The sequence below is a fragment of the Acidobacteriota bacterium genome (assembly GCA_034211275.1).
In the GTDB taxonomy this organism is placed as follows: Bacteria; Acidobacteriota; Thermoanaerobaculia; order Multivoradales; family JAHZIX01; genus JAGQSE01.
In genome coordinates, this window is sequence record JAXHTF010000012.1 from 38,351 (window position 1) to 54,551 (window position 16,201).

Consider the following 16,201-nt stretch of genomic DNA (forward strand, 5'->3'; position numbering starts at 1 on the left):
GGAAACTTCTCATGCAACCGTTTGTTGATCGCAATTCGTGGTGCAGGCTCGTCGCGAGCCTTGCGCTGATCCTTGGCATTTTCTTCTCGATGGCACCCGCCGCCGCCCAGAGCTGCCCGCCGGGCATTGGCGGGGTGAGCGTCGAGTTCTTGCCGGCGGGGGCCGCCGACGGCTCGAAGGAGCGGCGCGAGCACGCGCTGATCTCCGACACTCTGGCCAGCGATCTGGGTATTGCTGGCCGCATCGATCCCGCGGAGGACATCAACCCGCAGATCCGGGTCACCGTGGACTCGCCGGCCAACCCCGGCCCCAACGCCGTGGCCACCGCCAACTTCACCGTTGCCGGGACCTTTGTGGATGCTGCTCGGGTGATCCGGGTCTACGAGCAGGAAGATTCGGGAGACGAGGATGCCGGGCAGTGGAAACTGGTGGGGGACTATCCCTCCGGTTCGACGCCGGACGATATCGATCTCAGCGTCACCGCCCACGCCTTCCCGGCGTCCACCTCTACCACCCTCGACGGCGGGGTCACCACCACCCACGTGGGGCTGTGCGAGCCCGCCGCCAACTCCGACGACGGTGATTTCACCGAGACCACCGAGATTCACTCCTTGGACAAGCAGGTGGTGATCTTGGCGCCCCACGGTGGAGACGTCGAAGAGGGCACCAGCGAAGCCGCTGACGAAATCCTCGCGACCTTGCAAGGGCGCTCCTTTGACGCCGACCTCTGGAAGGCCGAGGGCACCTGGGACCTGAGCGATCCGTCGGAGCGTTGGCACATCACCTCCGGCGCGCTGCAGGAGGCTTCCTGGCCTGCGCTGGAGGACCTCTTCGACGAGCCGGACTTCGACCTGGACCAGCCCTACCGCTACGCGCTGTCGCTCCACGGCTTTGGCTGGAGCGGACCGGACCGCTACGGCGTCATCCTCGGTGGCCGCAGCAGCGACTTCGAGAAGTGCTACATGGTGCGCAAGACCCGCGAGGCTCTGGCTGCCATTCCGGGCCCCGGCGGGACGACTCTGGACCGTTCCGGAGAGGTCGCTTTCTACGTCTTTGAAGTCAACGGCTACGACACCAGCTTCCCCAACAACAAGGGGCAGCGCATCGAGGCGGAGCGCAGCATTCGCAGCCTGCGGGGGCTGGACGGCGACAACATCGTCAACCGCCTATCCCCCAACCCCGATGGTCGCTTCCATCAGGGAGGAATTCAGCTGGAGCTTTCGAATGATCTCCGCGACGATGCCCAGCTGCTCAGCGCCGTGGCCACCGGCGCCGGCGAGGCCATGGCGGACATCCTGGACGGCACCGCCGATCCCTTCATCGCCACTGGTTGCGCCTACACGGTGAAACCGGCGACGCCGGTGGAGGCCAGCATCGGTCTGCTCTCCGGCGGTCCCATCAACTCTACGCTACGGCGGGAGGAGGCGAAGATCTCCAGCTCCTTGGCCCAGACTCTTGGAATCAGCGCCGACGACCTGGATCCGGCCGAGAACGGGGGCATCTATCCCCAGATCCGCCTCGCCGTCACTGCGCCGCTGCGCACCGACGGTGCCTACAACGAGGGAGTCTTCACCGTCACCGGTCAGTTCACCCTCAGCACCCATCGGGTGGATGTTCATCCGGAGGCCTTCTCCGGCGACACCGACAGCGGTGAGCACAAATTGCTGGCGGATCTCTCCGCCGGCACCGTGGAAGCCTCTGTCTACACTCTGGCGGCTTCTTCGTCGAGCGTCGAGTTCCTGGAAGACGACGGCGACCGCGACGGGAGGCTGTCGGTGCTCGGCTACGAGGTTCAAAATCCCGGCGGCCTCATCGGATTCAGTGAGGGAGCGCGGCTGGTGGAGGATCGCGAGGCCATCGTCCTCGCCCCCAACACCGACCTGGGACCGAACTTCTGGCCCGACGTTCTGCTCTCTCAGACCGTCGACATCACCAATCGCATGGAGCTCGCCGGCGTCTACGCCAGCCGCTGGGCTGCCTCCGGATTCTGGTTGGGGGGAGATGCTTTCTCGGCCTGGCACGTGGCGGACACCTTCCACGATCCGAGCTCCTTCCCGGCCCTCGCGGAGATGCTGAGCGACGAGCATGCCAGCACCGGCGAGCCCTTCGGCCGCGCCCTCACCGTGGCGGTTTTCGACGGCTTCGACCGCGACGTCATCGTCGGTGGCCTGGGCGATCGGACGGAGAAGTGCTACCTGGTGCACCAGATGCAGCAGGCGCTGACCGCGGCGGGGGAAGGCGGCCGGGTGGCCTTCTACGTGGTGGATGCCGGCGGCGACGTCAGCGTGCCCGACGGTGGCGGCGATCAGATCGGCTCGTCCACCGCCGATGATCACGCCGGCGACGATCCCCTGGAGGTGGGCAATCGCCTCGGCGCCGAGTCGTTCCGGGTCACCCAGAGTGACACAGTGCACGACGACGACACTCTGCGGGACGCCGTGTCCAACGGTCTCGGGGACGCCCTCGGGGTGCTGGTGGAGATCGGCGTCCCCGCCGGCTTCAGCTGCGCATCGCTCTAAGCCCGCACTTACCTAGCGACGGTCCACGCCGCCCGGGAGCTTCCACGAGGGGAGCTTCCGGGCGGTTTTCTTGTGGCTGGAGAAACCCGCGGGATGCTTCGAGAGGGTGCTTCGAAAGGGCGTTTCGAGGCGGCGCCTCCGCAGGGGGCACCCACTTGTTGATTGCCCTGAATTCGGGGGTTTCCGGGGGTGGGACCCAATTGTCGCAGGCGCCGGGGCTCGGGAAGTGCCCTGCTGCTCACGGGAAGTATCGGTAGAATTCGCGTCGGTCCAGCACTCGCACTAGCTCCAAGACCGAACCATCCAGGTGAATTCCGACGCGAAGGCTGCCGACCCGAATTCGGAACCGGTTTCGGTGCCCGCTTATTGCCTTGACTCCGGGGACCTGAAAGAGGCTCTCTGCCTCGGGGAGGGTGTTGAAGGCGAGGGCGAAAATGAGTTGGTATTGTGGACGTTTCTTGAGCTTCTTGAGATCCCGCAAGAAGGACTTGCGATACCGGACCTCCAAGGTGCTTCAGTCCTCGAGGAAGGACAGAGCTTCGTCGCGGTCGAGCAGAGGGGTACGGCGGCCCTCGTCCATGGCCTTGTTCAGACAGTAGTCCTCGACCGCTGCTTCGAGCTCTTCTACGGTGGCGTCCTCTCGAGGCAGCAGCCTCTGCCAGAGGGAGACCGGCAGGACGACTGCCTGGAGTTTTCCCTGGGGGTCGGTGAGGTACTGAACCTCCTGGGTGGCCTTTCTCGAACTCATGAAAGGAGCCTAGCACAGGAGCTCGCGGCTCCGAGCCTACTAGCCTGACTGTCGGCCTGGGCGACCGGACGGAGAAGTGCTACTTGGCGCACCAAATGCAGCAGGCGCTGACCGCGGCGGGGGAAGGCGGCCGGGTGGCCTTCTACGTGTTGGATGCCGGCGGCGACGTCAGCGTCTCCGCCGGCTTCAGCTGCGCATCGCTCTGAGCCCGCACTTACCTAGCGACGGTCCACGCCGCCCGGGAGCTTCCACGAGGGCAGCTTCCGGGCGGTTTCTCGTGCGCTGAAGACGGCCTCGGGATGCCTCGCTCCGACGTCTCCGGAGGTGGAGTCTCCACAGGTGGTACCCACTTGTTGATTGAGCCTCCGCAGGTGGCGCCCACTTGTTGGCCACCCTGAATTCGGTGGGGTCCAGAAGTGGTACCCACTTGTTGACCGCAAGGACCGGCCGGCCGCGGTTCTTGTCCACCGGCTGTGGAGGGGCGGAGGGAGGGCGGAGAGCTGCAACTCATATATTTGAATTTATGATTATTTGCAATTGCGTGTCAGGATTTGTCCCCTGCGTGGAAACTAGTTACATAGAGGCTCACGCTTCAAGCCCAGAATCGGTTGCAGCCGGCCTTGGCCGGTGTGCTGCAGGAACTCGGATTCGAGCCTCGGTCCGGCTCTGCAGGCTGTTGCAGCCCCACGTCCTGCGGCGCGAGGAAGGAGGTCGCGGCCTACCCCCAGGGCGGATCCTCGCAGTTCTTTTCGATCCAACTTCACCAAGGGAGATTTCACCATGGCAGAGCAAGAGAACCTGACCAATGCACCGCAAGGGAAGAGTCTGGAGTCGGAACCTCGCATCGAGGCCCCCGCCGACGCCTATGGCGTGGAAGGATGTTGCGTCCGTCAATTCTGGGCGGTGGTCGAGACCGACGGCCGCCTCGTCCGTGGGCGTAACGTCTGGCGCGCGCGGCGCTTGAGGACTGGGGTCTACGAGGTCGTCTTTACCGGCGACGTGAGCAACGGCGTGTTCACGGCCACCATCGGCCGTCCCGGGATCTATACCGAGCCCGCAGGGATGATCTCGGTCGCGCTGCGATGCTGCTTGAGCGGCCAGCGAGAGAACAAAGGCGTGTGGGTAGACACGCACGATCCCGACGGCACCCGTAGCGACCGAGCTTTCCATCTGATGGTTCACACTCAGTAGCGGCGGGTAGACCGCCGGGCTCTGTCCTCGCTGTTTCAGTGACCCGGCGGTCAGATTTGCCGAGCCCTTCTCCTCCAACCCCTGGACATTCGGTTGGGCGTCGAGTCTGAGGCTTCCTCACCGGATTCCCGGCAGCCCCCTATCTCCCGCCTGGGCTTTGCCGGAGCTTCCCAGCCCCTCACCGATCCGACCTTGCCGAAGAAGCTCCCGTGACACGGGGGGATCCTCGTTCCTTTGCTTTCCATAGCCGCTGCCCCGGTGGCGGAGGAGGGCCTCCTCATCGAAGGTGGTCCCCACTTGTTGATCGCCCTGAATCCGGGGGGTTCCGGGGGTGGTACCCACTTGTTGGTCGTTGTTGCGAATCCCGTGGCGGGGTTCCCTCCTGTCCCGCATAGATCCCCATGAAGCGCCCCGCGAGCCGGAATGGATCCGTTGAGTGAAGGCGCTGAATCGAGGATCTGATCATGCGAAATCTACTTCCGACCTTGGCCGTGGCCCTGCTGGGGCTGGTGGCTCAGTTTGTTGTGACCCAATCGTCAGCGGCACAGCTCTTGGACGCTGCTTCCATCGCCAATCAACAGAACGCCCAGCCTGCTCACTACCTGGTGGTCTCCGCCGGGGACGGGTTGCTGCCCCGGGCGACCTTCTACCGGCAGGTGCAGATGGCCGGTCCCTTCGAAAGCCTCGGCGACGAGCAGATGGAGATGTTGGCGGAGGGCCTCACCGGTCGCCAGGGCCACGGTGCTCTGGTCCGGCTGCGGGACGGCAAGGGACAGGTGGTCTACCAGACCGTGGTGAAGATTCCCCGCTGGCTGCGGAGCGAGACTCTGCTGCCGGAGGACGATCCGCGGATCAAGGAGCGGGACACCCGCATCGACGCCCACGTCCAGCGCCTCCACGAGGCCACTTTCGCCGTCCGCGTGCCGGTGATCGAAGGCGCCACCGACCTGGAGATCGCCTACGGGCCGGCGGAGCTGCGGACTGCCAACAGCTTTGATCTGGACGATCTGGGACGCCAATTTTTCGGCGCCGAGGACACGATGTCTCAAGCCCTCACCGGCGCGACCTTCGAGGCCGTTCCCGGCTATACCAGCGGTTCCTCCAACAACCGGGTGGACATCCTCTTCCTGGCGGAGGGCTACACCAGTAGCGATCTGCGCTGGTTCCGGGTCGACACCGACACCTTTGCCGAGCGCTTCATGAGCACGCTGCCGTTCTCGGCCTACCCGAGCCACTTCAACTTCTGGCGCCTCCACGTACCGTCCCTGGGGCGAGGTGCGGATCGGCCGCTCTGCCCGGATCCGGACGATGAGGGATTGGACAACGGCACCTACGTCAGCACCGCCTTCGACGCAACCTACTGCACCGACGGCATCTGGCGTCTGCTGACGGTGGACACCGCCAAGGCTCTCCAGGCGGCTTCCGGCTATCCGGACTGGGACATCATCGTCACCGTCGTCCAATCCACCCTGCGGGGCGGCTCCGGCGGCGAGGTGGCGGTGACATCCATGGATGACGGCTACACTGTCTCCGACGACATCCTGGGGGTGGTGCAGCACGAGTTTGCCCACACCTTCGCCGGCCTCGGGGACGAGTATGTGGACACGGAGGGGGACTTCGATCCGTGCTCCGACCTCAATACCGACCCGTCGGACAACTGCGAGCCCAACGTCACCGATGTCTACTACCGCAGTGGCCTGAAGTGGAAGCATTGGGTGTCGTCTTCGACCTCGGTGCCCACCGTCTATCCGCTCTCCGATGCGCTGGCCGCCGGGGCTTGGGAGGGGGCGCGCTATGAGGCCGACGACATGTATCGCCAGTGCTTCAACGGCATCATGCGGGATTCCCTGGAGCCCTTTTGCCGGGTGGACCGGGAACGCATCCTGATCTCCATGTACCTGGGGGGCTGGGGCGTGCCCGGCGGCGGGGTGAGCACCATCGAGCCGGGGAGCCGGTCGCCGTCGGCGGGCAGCCTCACCCTCAGCCAAGGCCAGTCGGTGACCCTCAGTGCGCGCACCTTCGCGCCGTCCTCAGGCCCCAACCTGACGGTGGAGTGGTACGTCAACAACGCCAAGGTGCGCACCTCCAGCGTCTCCCCGGGGAATACCTCCTCCTACACCTTTACCGCACCCCTCGGTGGCACCACCTGGACGGTGCGCATGAAGGCCATCGACAACAATTCGCTGTTGCACAGCGCTACCCGGCCCCAGGTGGCCAAGTCGGCGACCTGGACCATCCAGGTCAGCGGCGGCGGCTGTCAGTTCTGCGTTCAGGGCGACTGACTACGGCCACGTCTTGACTCAGCGGCTCCCGGGGCTCTTTTCTTGAGCCTCGGGAGCCGCTCTCTTTGCGTGGAGTCAGAAATTGGGTCTCGGGTCCATGGACCTGGAGCCGCTGAGGTAGCATTCCTCTAGTGCTCTCGGGACCGGGCGCGGCCCTGTCTATCTGCACCGGGTCTCCTGCCCACGAGTCTTCTCCCTACCAGCGAGGCATCCACCCATGGCATTCAACTTCGACCGGCTGGACTTTGATCGCCTGGACCGAGCCATCTCCGCCTTCATGCGCCACTACGGCACCTTGGCTCTGCGCATCTCCCTGGGCGTCATCTTCATCTGGTTCGGCATCCTCAAGCCCTTGGGCATCTCGCCGGCGCAGCCGCTGGTGGAGGCGACCACCGCTTGGTTGCCGTTCCTCAGCCCGCAGGCCTGGGTCGGGGTGATCGGGTGGTGGGAGGTGGCCATCGGGGTGGCCTTCCTATTCCGCCCGACCCTCCGCATCGCCATCGCGCTGCTGGCGCTCCAGATGGTGGGAACCTTCCTACCGCTGGTCCTGTTGCCGGAGGTGGCGTTTCAGGCGGGACGGATCCCGTACGGACCGACGATGGAAGGGCAGTACATCGTCAAGAACCTGATGATCATCTCGGCGGCCATGGTGGTCGGGGGGACGGTGCGGCGGAAGGGCGAGGATCGGGAGTCCAAGACCGATAGGTCAGTCCGATAGGTCGGTCCGCAAGAGGGTACCCACCTTCTGATTTCCCGCTCCGAGGCCAGAGATTCCACGAAGATCTCAAGGCACCCGCCGACTCCACCTCGTCGTATCCCCACTCTCGAAACCATCGGTAAAGATCGAGTTCACCTGGAATCCGACGACGAAGCGACTCTGGAAGGCGATGTTGGCGCCATCGCTGTTGCGGATCGCCCATTGCTCGAGAGTGGGGTCGTAGGCCACTGCATAGGGATGGTAGTTCTCTCCGTTGGGGCCGAAGGGGATCAGCTCGTAGGCCCACACCAATGGGTCCGGGTTGCCGTCGAGCATGGGGTGGCTCAGATAGGTGGTGTCGGAGCTGGTGTTGGAGGCGGTGGCGAAGTGGTCGAAGGTTTCGAAGGATGCATCGGCAACGAAGACGTTGAACTCGGTGCCTTCGGGCAGGGTCTCCCCGACGGGTACTTCGATGGTCCAGGTCTCCTCCGGGCTGCTGATGGAATACGAACGGAAGGAAGTTTCCAGCGTTGGCCCGTTGGGCTCGCCGTTGGGAGTGCGGTTGTGGGTGACCAGGAAGCGGCTCTCGTCCCCCGTGAGCAAAGGGTTGTCGAGGCGGGTGGAGCGGCCCACGGTGTTGGCCTCGGTGACCTGGTGGACGAAGGAACGGCTGGAAGGCGCCACCAGCACGTTGAAGGCTGCCCCATCGGGCATCAGGGCGAGATCTTCGTTGATGATGCTCCAGCGGTTCGAGCTGTAGAAGACTCCGATGTAGTGCGGGTTGTTGACGCCGGCGCCGCCGCCGTCAGGGTTGTAATTCGGCGTCACGATGAGCCGTGCCGAGGGCTGGCCGTTGACCGCCGGGTGGTCGAGCTGGGTTACGTTGAGGAAGCTGTTGCCGCTGTCGGCGACGTGGACGAAGGCCTCCTGGCCCTGGGCATTGGAGACTCCGAAGAGGGAGACCACGAGCAGGGTCATCGCCATCAGGCCGGCGAGGTGCCAGCCCTGACGCGGGAGGGCTTGGAGATCTTGGAGGTTGCCTAAATTTCTGTTCATGCGCATTAGGCTATCGCATCTTCTTTGTGGCTTCAGTAGCTCGTCCCGGAAGCTTTCGATTCCGCCCTGATCGGGCCGGGTCCTTGGGCTACAATCCAGGTTTCCGACGAGATCCCGATGAAGATCACCAGATTCAAAGTCGTCGCCTTCGCCTTGCTCCTCCTCCTGCTGGTCACCGCCGGGTGGCTGTGGCTGGAGATCACCCACCTGCCCGACGGTCTGCGGCCCCAGGCCCGCGAGAGCGCTGGCGTGCTCCTCGACAACGTGCGCCTCGCCTCCATGGTGCCCGGAGCGCCGGAGGTGGAGGAGGGGCGGAGCGTGCTCGTCCAGGGGGATCGCATTGCCGAGGTCGGGGCAGCGGGAGCGGTGGAGGCTCCGGAAGGGGTGCGCCGGATCGATGGGGCCGGGCGGACGCTGATTCCGGGGTTGATCGATGCCCACATTCACCTCAGCGACGAGGCGGAGCTGGCGGCGTATTTGGCCCACGGCGTGACCGGCGTGCGCAATATGTCCGGCTACCCCTTCCATCTGAGGTTGCCGCAGCGCATGGAGGCCGGCGAGCTGCTGGGGCCGGACTTCATCACCACCGGCCCGATTCTCAACAGCCACGGTCCCAACGAGAACGTGCTGCAGCAGATCGTCACCACCGCCGACGAGGCCCGCGCCGCCGTTCGGGCGCAGCACGAGGCGGGCTACCGGACGGTGAAGGTCTACTCGAATCTCACCGGCGAGGCCTTCGAGGCCATCCTCGCCGAGGCGGAGGCTCTCGGCATGAGCGTGACGGGCCACTCGCCGGAGGGAGTGCGCACTGCGGGAGTACCGTGGGAGAAGCCGTTCGACGTGCCGTGGACGGCTTCGGTGGGGCGCGATTTCACTACTTTGGAGCACGTCGAGACCGTCGTCTGGCACAGCCTGCGGGACGATCTGGACGAGGAGAAGATGCGGGCCGTGGCGGACCGGCTGCGCGCTTCCGGTGACGTGGTGACGCCGACCCTCATCGCCCACCGGCGCCTGGTGCTCATCGCACAAAGCCAGGGCGCCTACCTCGAACGCCCGGGCTCCGAGACCATCAATCCGTTGGTGCGGCTCTTCGAGCAGGGCGCTGAAGAGTATTGGAGCAGCGCCGAGGTTTCCGAGTACGAAGCGCCCCACGCCGAATTCTTCCTGAAGGCCACGGGCCTGCTCCACGAGGCGGGGGTCCCCCTCATCGCCGGCACCGATGCCGGCGGCTTCGGCATCATCCCCGGGGCGTCCCTGGCGCGGGAGCTGGAGCTGCTCGTCGCCGCGGGATTGTCGCCCCACGACGCCCTCGCCACGGCTACCCGGGTGAGCGCACAGGCTTTGGGCTTCGAGCGGACAGGACAGATCGCCCCGGGCTACCGCGCCAACCTCGTCCTCTTGGAGGAAGATCCCCTGCAGCGTATCGGGGCGGTCGAATCGCCAGCGGCGGTGATGATCCGCGGGGAGTGGCTCGACGAGGCTCGCCTCGAAAGTTTGCGTCAGGCGGCCCGCGACACCTCCTTGGTTCGTTCCGCCTGGCGGGCGCTGGAGATGAAGGGGGCGATGTGATGGCAGCCCGGAGCTTCCCCGTCCGCCTCATCGCCGTGGTCAACACCGTCGCGGCGCTGCTCCACGTCGGTTTCTGGCTCGCGGTGATCGTGCAGCTGCGTTCCGCGGCTCCCGGCCCGGCCCCCGAGGCTTCGATCCCGACCCTCTACGGCTTCGGCATCGCCGACTTGCTTTGGTCCGCCCCCCTCTTGGCGGCCAGCGCGGTGGGGCTTTGGCGCGGGCGGTTCTGGGGGTGGCTGCTGGCTCAGTGGTGCAATGTGCTCTACGGGTACTCCCTGACGGTGGTCTTCGTGCGGGACTTCCACTCGGGAGAGCTCTCCCCCGGCGGCATCCTCTTCCTCCCCTTCGCCCTCTTCGGAATCTGGTCGAGCCTCTACCTGTGGAAGCACCGCCGCGTCTTCTTCGATTGAGCCCCTGAATCCTCGGCTCATTCCGGGATTGGCTTGAGCTCGCCTCATTCTCGCCCCAATGCTGCCCGCTCTGCCGGGCTACAATCAGGGGAATTCCAAGGAGGATGAGGGTCCATGGCCGAGCAGAACGAGCACCAGTCCAGCGAAGAGAAGAAAACCAGCGACGAGCAGAAGCCCGCCGAGGCGGAGAAGCCTGCTGAGAAGCCCCAGGCCGGAGGTTCCGGAGGCGCTGGGAGTGCCGGTGGTGGCAGTGCTGCCGGCGGGAGTGGCGACAAAGACGGCGGAGACGGCGGAGACGGCGGGGGTTTTTTCTCCGACTGGCGCAATCCGGTCATCGCCGCCCTGGTGCTGCTGCTGGTGATCCTGGGGGGCGTGGCGCTCTTCCAGGGTGGGGACGGGGTGGAGGAGTCCTCGGTGGAGGCGGTGGAGGTCTTCGATGTGGTCCTCGATCGGGAGAATCGGGAGTACCTGGACATCCTCTTCGACCGGCCCCTGGGGGAAGGGCATGTGGGGGAGGTGCTGGGGGAGGCGCCGGCGACCATCGATCCGCCGCTGGCGGGGAATTGGCGCTGGCTGGATGTGAGCTCCCTGCGCTTTGAGCCCAGCGGCGGCTTTCCCATGGCCAGCCAATACGCCGTCACCCTGATTCCCGAGCGTCTGCTGGCGGAGGGCCAGGAGCTGGCGGGGGAGGCGCGGCTGACGGTGCGCACGGACCAATTCCTGGTAGAGACCGTCGAGGTTACCGAAGAGCCCCTGCTGGACGGCGAGGCGAAGGTGGTGCTGCGGGGGACCATCCGCTTCAACTACCCGGTGGATCCGGAGACCCTTGCGCCGCTGATCCGGTTGGAGGATTCCGAGGCCGAAGGCGGGCAGATAGAGGTGAGCCTGGAGCAGGCTTATTGGACCCGGCCGAATATCGGTTTCCGCACCGGGCCGGTGCAGAAGACTTCCCAAGAGCGCTCGGTGCGCCTGGTGGTGGATGCCGCCCTCACCCCCGACGCGGGCAATGTGCCCCTGGGCCAGGCCTTCGTCGAGGAGCTGCTGGTGGGCTCCAAGGACAAGCTGTCGGTGCGCTCGGTGGAGTCCTTCCCCGGGGAGCGGGAGTCGCGCATCGAGGTGGCCTTCTCCTCGCCCGTGACCTCCGCCGCGGCCCGCTCCTTCGTGGCGGTGAGCCCGGACGTGGACTATCGGCTGTCGGCGGCGCGCAACAAGCTCACCCTCACCGGTGCCTTCCAGCCGGGGGCGCGCTACCAGTTGAAGCTTGGCGAAGGGCTGCCGGCGGCGGATCAGGCAGTGCTGCGGGAAGGGGTCAGCTACGACGTGCGGCTGTCGGATCTGGATTCGTCGGCGGACTTCCAGAGTCAGGGCATGTTCCTCTCCGCCCAGGGGCCGCGGGCGGTGGCCATCGAGACGGTGAACGTGCAGAAGGTGACCCTGTCGGTGGACCGGGTCTACCTCAACAATCTCTTCTCCCTCATCACCTACGGCGGCCGGCTGAACACTGACTCCACCTACTCCGGGGCGCGGCTGGCGCGCTCCCTGGGGGATCGGCTGAAGAGCAAGACGCTGCAGATCCAAGGCCAGCGCAATCGCTCCGTCACCACCGTGGTGCCGCTGGCGGAGATGCTGCGGGGGGAGGAGCCGGGGCTGTACCGGGTGCTCCTCAGTCGCCCCGGGGATTGGCAGGCGCAGCAGCGGTGGATCCTGGTCACCGATTTGGGAGCGGTGGCCAAGCGGGGGGATGAGGACTTCCTGGTGTGGGCCGCCTCGTCCCGCACCCTGGCGCCGGCGGCGGGGGCGCGGGTGACCCTCTATTCGGATCAGAATCAGAAGATCGGCGAGGGCATCACCAACGAGTCGGGACTGTGGCGGCTGGGGGATCCGCACAAGCTGCAGGAAACGCAGCCCTTCCTGGTGACGGTGGAGAAGGGCGGCGATTTCACCTTCCTGTACCTCGACCGCATGGGCATCGACACCGCCGGTCTCGAGGTCTCCGGCGCCGAGCCCCGGGGCAGCGGCTACACCGCCTATCTCTATGGCGAGCGCAACCTCTACCGTCCCGGCGAGACCGTGGAAGGAGTGGCCATCGTGCGCTCCGGAGACCTGTCCACGCCGCCGGCCATGCCGGTGTTGCTGCGGCATCGGGATCCCCAGGGCCGGGTCTTGGGCACTCAGCAGCTGCAGCTGGACCGCCGGGGCCTGGCGGAGCTGTCGCTGGAGCTGCCGCCCTACGCTCTCACCGGTGGCCACAGCCTGGAGCTGGAGGCGGCGGAGAAGATTCTCGGCACCTATCGCTTCCAGGTAGAGGAGTTCATCCCCGACCGCATCGAGGTGGCCATCGAGCCGGAGGGGGAGCGGGTCGGCCCCGGCGAGGAGCTGTCCTACACGGTGGAGAGCAGCTACCTCTTCGGGCCGCCGTCGGCGGGGCTGGCAGTGGAGAGCCGGGTGCGGCTGGTCTCGGCTCCTTTCGCTCCCGAGGAGTTTGCCGCCTATGCCTTCGGGGACGGCGACCGCTCTTTCGAGGATCGGGAGATCTTCCACCATCAGGGCAAGCTGGATGACGAGGGCCAGGCCCGGCTGACGGCGCCGGCGGTGGCGGTGTCGGAGGTGCCGGCGGCGCTGGAGGCGGTGGTGACGGCGCGGGTGCAGGAGGCCGGTGGCCGGGGTGTCACCGCACTGACCCGGGTGCCGATCCATCCGGTGCCCTACTACCTCGGGCTCAAACGCCAAGGCGAGGGCTACCCCGAGCCCGGCCAGGAAGTCACGTTTGATTACGTGGCGGTGAGCCCCGCCGGGAAGAAGGCCGGCGCTCAGGAAATCTCCGGAGAGCTGGTGGCGGAGCTGATCTTGGAGCGCTGGAATACGGTGCTGCGCAAGACCCCTTCCGGTACCTATCGCTACGAGTCCAGCCGCGAATCGGTGCCGGTACAGCAGAAGACCCTCTCCGGCAGCGGCCAGGGCACGGTGACCTTCCAGCCTGCGGACTACGGCCGGCATCGCCTGCGCATCAGCGATCCCGCCACCGGTGCCGCCACCTCGGTGGCGTTCTACGTCAGCGGCTGGGGCTACTCGCCGTGGGCCATCGAGAACCCCAGCCGGGTGGAGCTGGACCTGGACCGCGAGGAGTACCGCCCCGGCGACACCGCCACGGTGCAGGTGCGCTCGCCGTTCCCAGGCAAGCTCCTGCTCACCATCGAGGGGGACAAGGTCCTGGACACCCAGGTCCACACCCTGAGCGGCAACACCGCCACCGTGCAGGTGCCCATCCGCGGCTCCTACCGCCCCAACGTCTATGTCGCCGCCACCGTGGTGCGTTCGTCGAAGGATCTGGAGCCCGGCGCCGTGGCCCGGGCTTTCGGCGCTGTGGCGCTGCCGGTGGACCGCATCACCAACCGTCTGCGCACGGACCTGCAGGTGGCGGAGGAGGTGCGCTCCCAGACCGAGGTGGAGATCGGCGTGCGCACGGCGCCGGGAGCGGCGGTGACCATCGCGGCGGTGGACGAGGGAATCCTCCAGCTCATCGCCCAGGAGAGCCCCGAGCCGTTCGAATTCTTCTACCAGCGGCTGGCCCTGGGAGTGCGGTCCTACGACAGCTTCAGCCTCCTGCTGCCGGACGTCGAGGGAGCGGCGCCGGCGGGGGGCGGTGACTTCGCCGACGGTGCGGCGCAATATCTGCGCACCGAGAGCATCCGGCGGGTGAAGCCGGTGGCGTTCTGGAGCGGCGTCGTCACCGCCGACTCCTCCGGGCTGGCCACCACCCGCATCGAGGTACCGGAGTTCCAGGGGGCGCTGCGGGTGATGGCGGTGACCGTGGACGGGCGCAAATTCGGCTCCGCCGACCAGCGCCTGCGGGTGCGGGATCCGCTGGTACTCCTGCCCACTCTGCCGCGGGTGCTCTCCTATCGGGAGACGGTGCGCATCCCCGTCACCGTGCGCAACGACACCGGCGCCGACGGCCCGGTGGAGGTAAGCTTGGAGGTTTCCGGCGACGGCAAGGCGGCGGGGTCGGCGACCCAATCGCCGCAGGTGCCTCACGGCGGCGAGGCGACGATCTACTTCGATCTCGCAACCGCCGAGGCGGGGGACGAGGTGGAGCTGCGCATCACCGCCCGTGCCCAGGGCGAGACCGCCCGCACCACCGGCTGGGTGCCGCTGCGGCCGGATCTGCCGGCGGTGGCCACCCGGCGTAGCGGCCAGCTGCAGGAAGCGCGGCTGGAGCTGCCTCTGGAGGGCGGCGCTCTGCGCGCCGGCACCGAGCAGCGCCGGCTGCGCATCGGTGCGGTGCCGCTGGTGCAATTCAGCGGCCGGCTGCGGGATCTTCTGACCTATCCCTACGGCTGTCTGGAACAGACCGTATCCCGGGCCTTCCCGTTGCTCTATCTGGCGGATCTGGCCCAGCAGCTGGAGCCGGAGCTGCTGGATCCGGAAGCCGGCGCCGCGGATCCCGAGACCTTGGTGCTCGACGCCGCCCGGCGGATCGCTCGGCTGCAGCTGTCCAGCGGCGGCTTCGCTCTGTGGCAGGGGGAGACCCAGCCCGACGCCTGGTCCAGCGTCTACGCCAGTCACTTCCTGGTGGAGGCCCAGCGGGCCGGCTATCCGGTGGATTCGCTGGTGCTCGAGCGGGCGCTGGTCTATCAGGCCGGGCAGGTGCGTTCCAAGGCCACCTATGGGGCCGAGGAGCTGGAGCGTCTGGTCTATTCGCTCTACGTCCTGGCCCGCGCCGGCCGCGGCGATCTGGGCACCATGGACTTTCTGCGGGGCAAGCACGGTCAGGCGCTGCAAACCGACTCCCGGGCCCTGCTGGCGGCGGCCTATGCCGCGGTGGGGGATGGAGACGCGGTGGACGAGCTCCTCGCCGGACTGGGAGAAGTGGAGCGGGTGGAGCGGCAGACCGGTGGCAATCTGGACTCCACCATCCGGCGCCGGGCGCTGACCCTGCTGGCCATGCTCGACGCGGCGCCCCAGAGCCCGCGGCTGCCCCAGCTGGTGGACCGCCTGGCCCGGGACGCCAGCACCGCCGGCGTGTGGACCACCCAGGAGAGCGGCATGACGCTGCTGGCCCTGGGGCAATTCTTCCGCCGCCAGGGTGAGGCGCCGCCAATCTCCGGACGGGTTCTTTTGGGAGACGAGGTGCTGGGCACCTTCGACAGCCGCCAGCCGGCGGTGTTCTCGCGAATCGCCGGCTCGGCGCCGCTGGTGATCGAGGCTCAGACCGCCGGCGGGGACGGCGCCGCGTACTACAGCCTGACCACCCGCGGCGTCCCCACCGACGCCGCCTTCCAGCCCGAGCAAGCCGGCTTGGAGGTTCAGCGAGAGCTGCTGGCGCGGGACGGTCGTGCCCTCTCCGGGCCGGTGCAGCAGGGCGAGCTGGTGGTGCTGCGGGCGCGGGTGCGCAGCGTCGTCGGGCCGGTGAAGAATGTGGTGGTGGAGGCGTTGCTGCCCTCGGGCCTGGAGATCGAGAATCCACGCCTGGAGACCACCGAGACCCTCACCTGGGTCACCGACGCCGCCGGCGCTCCGCGCTATGTGGATCTGCGGGATGACCGGGCGCTGCTCTTCGTCGATCTGCCGGCCAATTCCTGGCAGACCTATTACACGGTGCTGCGGGCGGTGACGCCGGGGCAGTTCCGCCTGCCGCCGATCCACGCCGAGGCGATGTACGACCCGGCGCTGCGGGCGACGGGGCAGAGGAGCACTCTGGAGGTCGCCGTTCAGGAATGAGCGGCCCG

The 16,201-nt window shown here is 66.9% G+C and carries 10 protein-coding genes; 8 read left to right on the plus strand and 2 right to left on the minus strand.

The features are described from left to right. The first annotated feature begins 11 nt into the window (after positions 1 to 11). The gene (locus SX243_04145) at positions 12 to 2,519 is read left to right on the plus strand and encodes a poly-gamma-glutamate hydrolase family protein (GenBank protein ID MDY7092144.1); all 2,508 of its coding nucleotides are present in this window, start codon (positions 12 to 14) and stop codon (positions 2,517 to 2,519) included. Between the two features lie 514 nt (positions 2,520 to 3,033). Here SX243_04145 and SX243_04150 read toward each other — a convergent pair. After that, positions 3,034 to 3,267: a hypothetical protein gene (locus SX243_04150; GenBank protein MDY7092145.1), complete on the minus strand. Its 234-nt coding sequence runs from the start codon at positions 3,265 to 3,267 to the stop codon at positions 3,034 to 3,036. 83 nt (positions 3,268 to 3,350) lie between these two features. On the opposite strand from SX243_04150, the gene SX243_04155 reads away from it, so the two are divergent. The 4 genes from SX243_04155 (at position 3,351) to SX243_04170 (ending at position 7,458) form a co-directional block, all read left to right on the plus strand. Then, a complete protein-coding gene (locus tag SX243_04155; protein MDY7092146.1) occupies positions 3,351 to 3,473 on the plus strand; it encodes a hypothetical protein in 123 nt (40 codons plus the stop codon). A 574-nt stretch (positions 3,474 to 4,047) separates the two neighbouring features. After that, positions 4,048 to 4,458 carry a hypothetical protein gene (locus SX243_04160; GenBank protein ID MDY7092147.1) on the plus strand — a complete coding sequence of 137 codons (411 nt, stop codon included), beginning with the start codon at positions 4,048 to 4,050 and terminating at the stop codon, positions 4,456 to 4,458. 464 nt (positions 4,459 to 4,922) lie between these two features. After that, positions 4,923 to 6,740 (plus strand): M64 family metallopeptidase, encoded by a 1,818-nt coding sequence (locus SX243_04165; protein ID MDY7092148.1) that lies wholly within the window; start codon positions 4,923 to 4,925, stop codon positions 6,738 to 6,740. A gap of 217 nt (positions 6,741 to 6,957) precedes the next feature. Then, complete coding sequence (locus SX243_04170; protein MDY7092149.1) at positions 6,958 to 7,458, plus strand: DoxX family protein; 501 nt, start codon at positions 6,958 to 6,960, stop codon at positions 7,456 to 7,458. Positions 7,459 to 7,524: 66 nt separating this feature from the next. On the opposite strand, the gene SX243_04175 is transcribed toward SX243_04170, so the two are convergent. Then, the gene (locus SX243_04175) at positions 7,525 to 8,493 is read right to left on the minus strand and encodes a hypothetical protein (GenBank protein MDY7092150.1); all 969 of its coding nucleotides are present in this window, start codon (positions 8,491 to 8,493) and stop codon (positions 7,525 to 7,527) included. A gap of 117 nt (positions 8,494 to 8,610) precedes the next feature. Here SX243_04175 and SX243_04180 point away from each other — a divergent pair, with 117 nt between their 5' ends. From SX243_04180 to SX243_04190, 3 genes are all read left to right on the plus strand, one after another. Beyond that, positions 8,611 to 10,062: an amidohydrolase family protein gene (locus SX243_04180; protein ID MDY7092151.1), complete on the plus strand. Its 1,452-nt coding sequence runs from the start codon at positions 8,611 to 8,613 to the stop codon at positions 10,060 to 10,062. Next, positions 10,062 to 10,472, plus strand: coding sequence for a hypothetical protein (locus SX243_04185; protein ID MDY7092152.1), 411 nt, complete (start codon positions 10,062 to 10,064; stop codon positions 10,470 to 10,472). Before SX243_04180 ends, SX243_04185 begins: the two co-directional genes overlap by 1 nt. A 114-nt stretch (positions 10,473 to 10,586) precedes the next feature. Then, positions 10,587 to 16,193, plus strand: coding sequence for an MG2 domain-containing protein (locus SX243_04190; GenBank protein ID MDY7092153.1), 5,607 nt, complete (start codon positions 10,587 to 10,589; stop codon positions 16,191 to 16,193). Positions 16,194 to 16,201 lie beyond the last annotated feature (8 nt).

Bases quoted from the DNA above. Each gene is read 5' to 3' on its own strand.
- SX243_04165 (MDY7092148.1), top strand. From the start codon at position 4,923: ATGCGAAATCTACTTCCGACCTTGGCCGTGGCCCTGCTGGGGCTGGTG.
- SX243_04160 (MDY7092147.1), top strand. From the start codon at position 4,048: ATGGCAGAGCAAGAGAACCTGACCAATGCACCGCAAGGGAAGAGTCTG.
- SX243_04180 (MDY7092151.1), top strand. From the start codon at position 8,611: ATGAAGATCACCAGATTCAAAGTCGTCGCCTTCGCCTTGCTCCTCCTC.
- SX243_04175 (MDY7092150.1), bottom strand. From the start codon at position 8,493: ATGAACAGAAATTTAGGCAACCTCCAAGATCTCCAAGCCCTCCCGCGT.
- SX243_04170 (MDY7092149.1), top strand. From the start codon at position 6,958: ATGGCATTCAACTTCGACCGGCTGGACTTTGATCGCCTGGACCGAGCC.
- SX243_04150 (MDY7092145.1), bottom strand. From the start codon at position 3,267: ATGAGTTCGAGAAAGGCCACCCAGGAGGTTCAGTACCTCACCGACCCC.
- SX243_04185 (MDY7092152.1), top strand. From the start codon at position 10,062: ATGGCAGCCCGGAGCTTCCCCGTCCGCCTCATCGCCGTGGTCAACACC.
- SX243_04145 (MDY7092144.1), top strand. From the start codon at position 12: ATGCAACCGTTTGTTGATCGCAATTCGTGGTGCAGGCTCGTCGCGAGC.
- SX243_04190 (MDY7092153.1), top strand. From the start codon at position 10,587: ATGGCCGAGCAGAACGAGCACCAGTCCAGCGAAGAGAAGAAAACCAGC.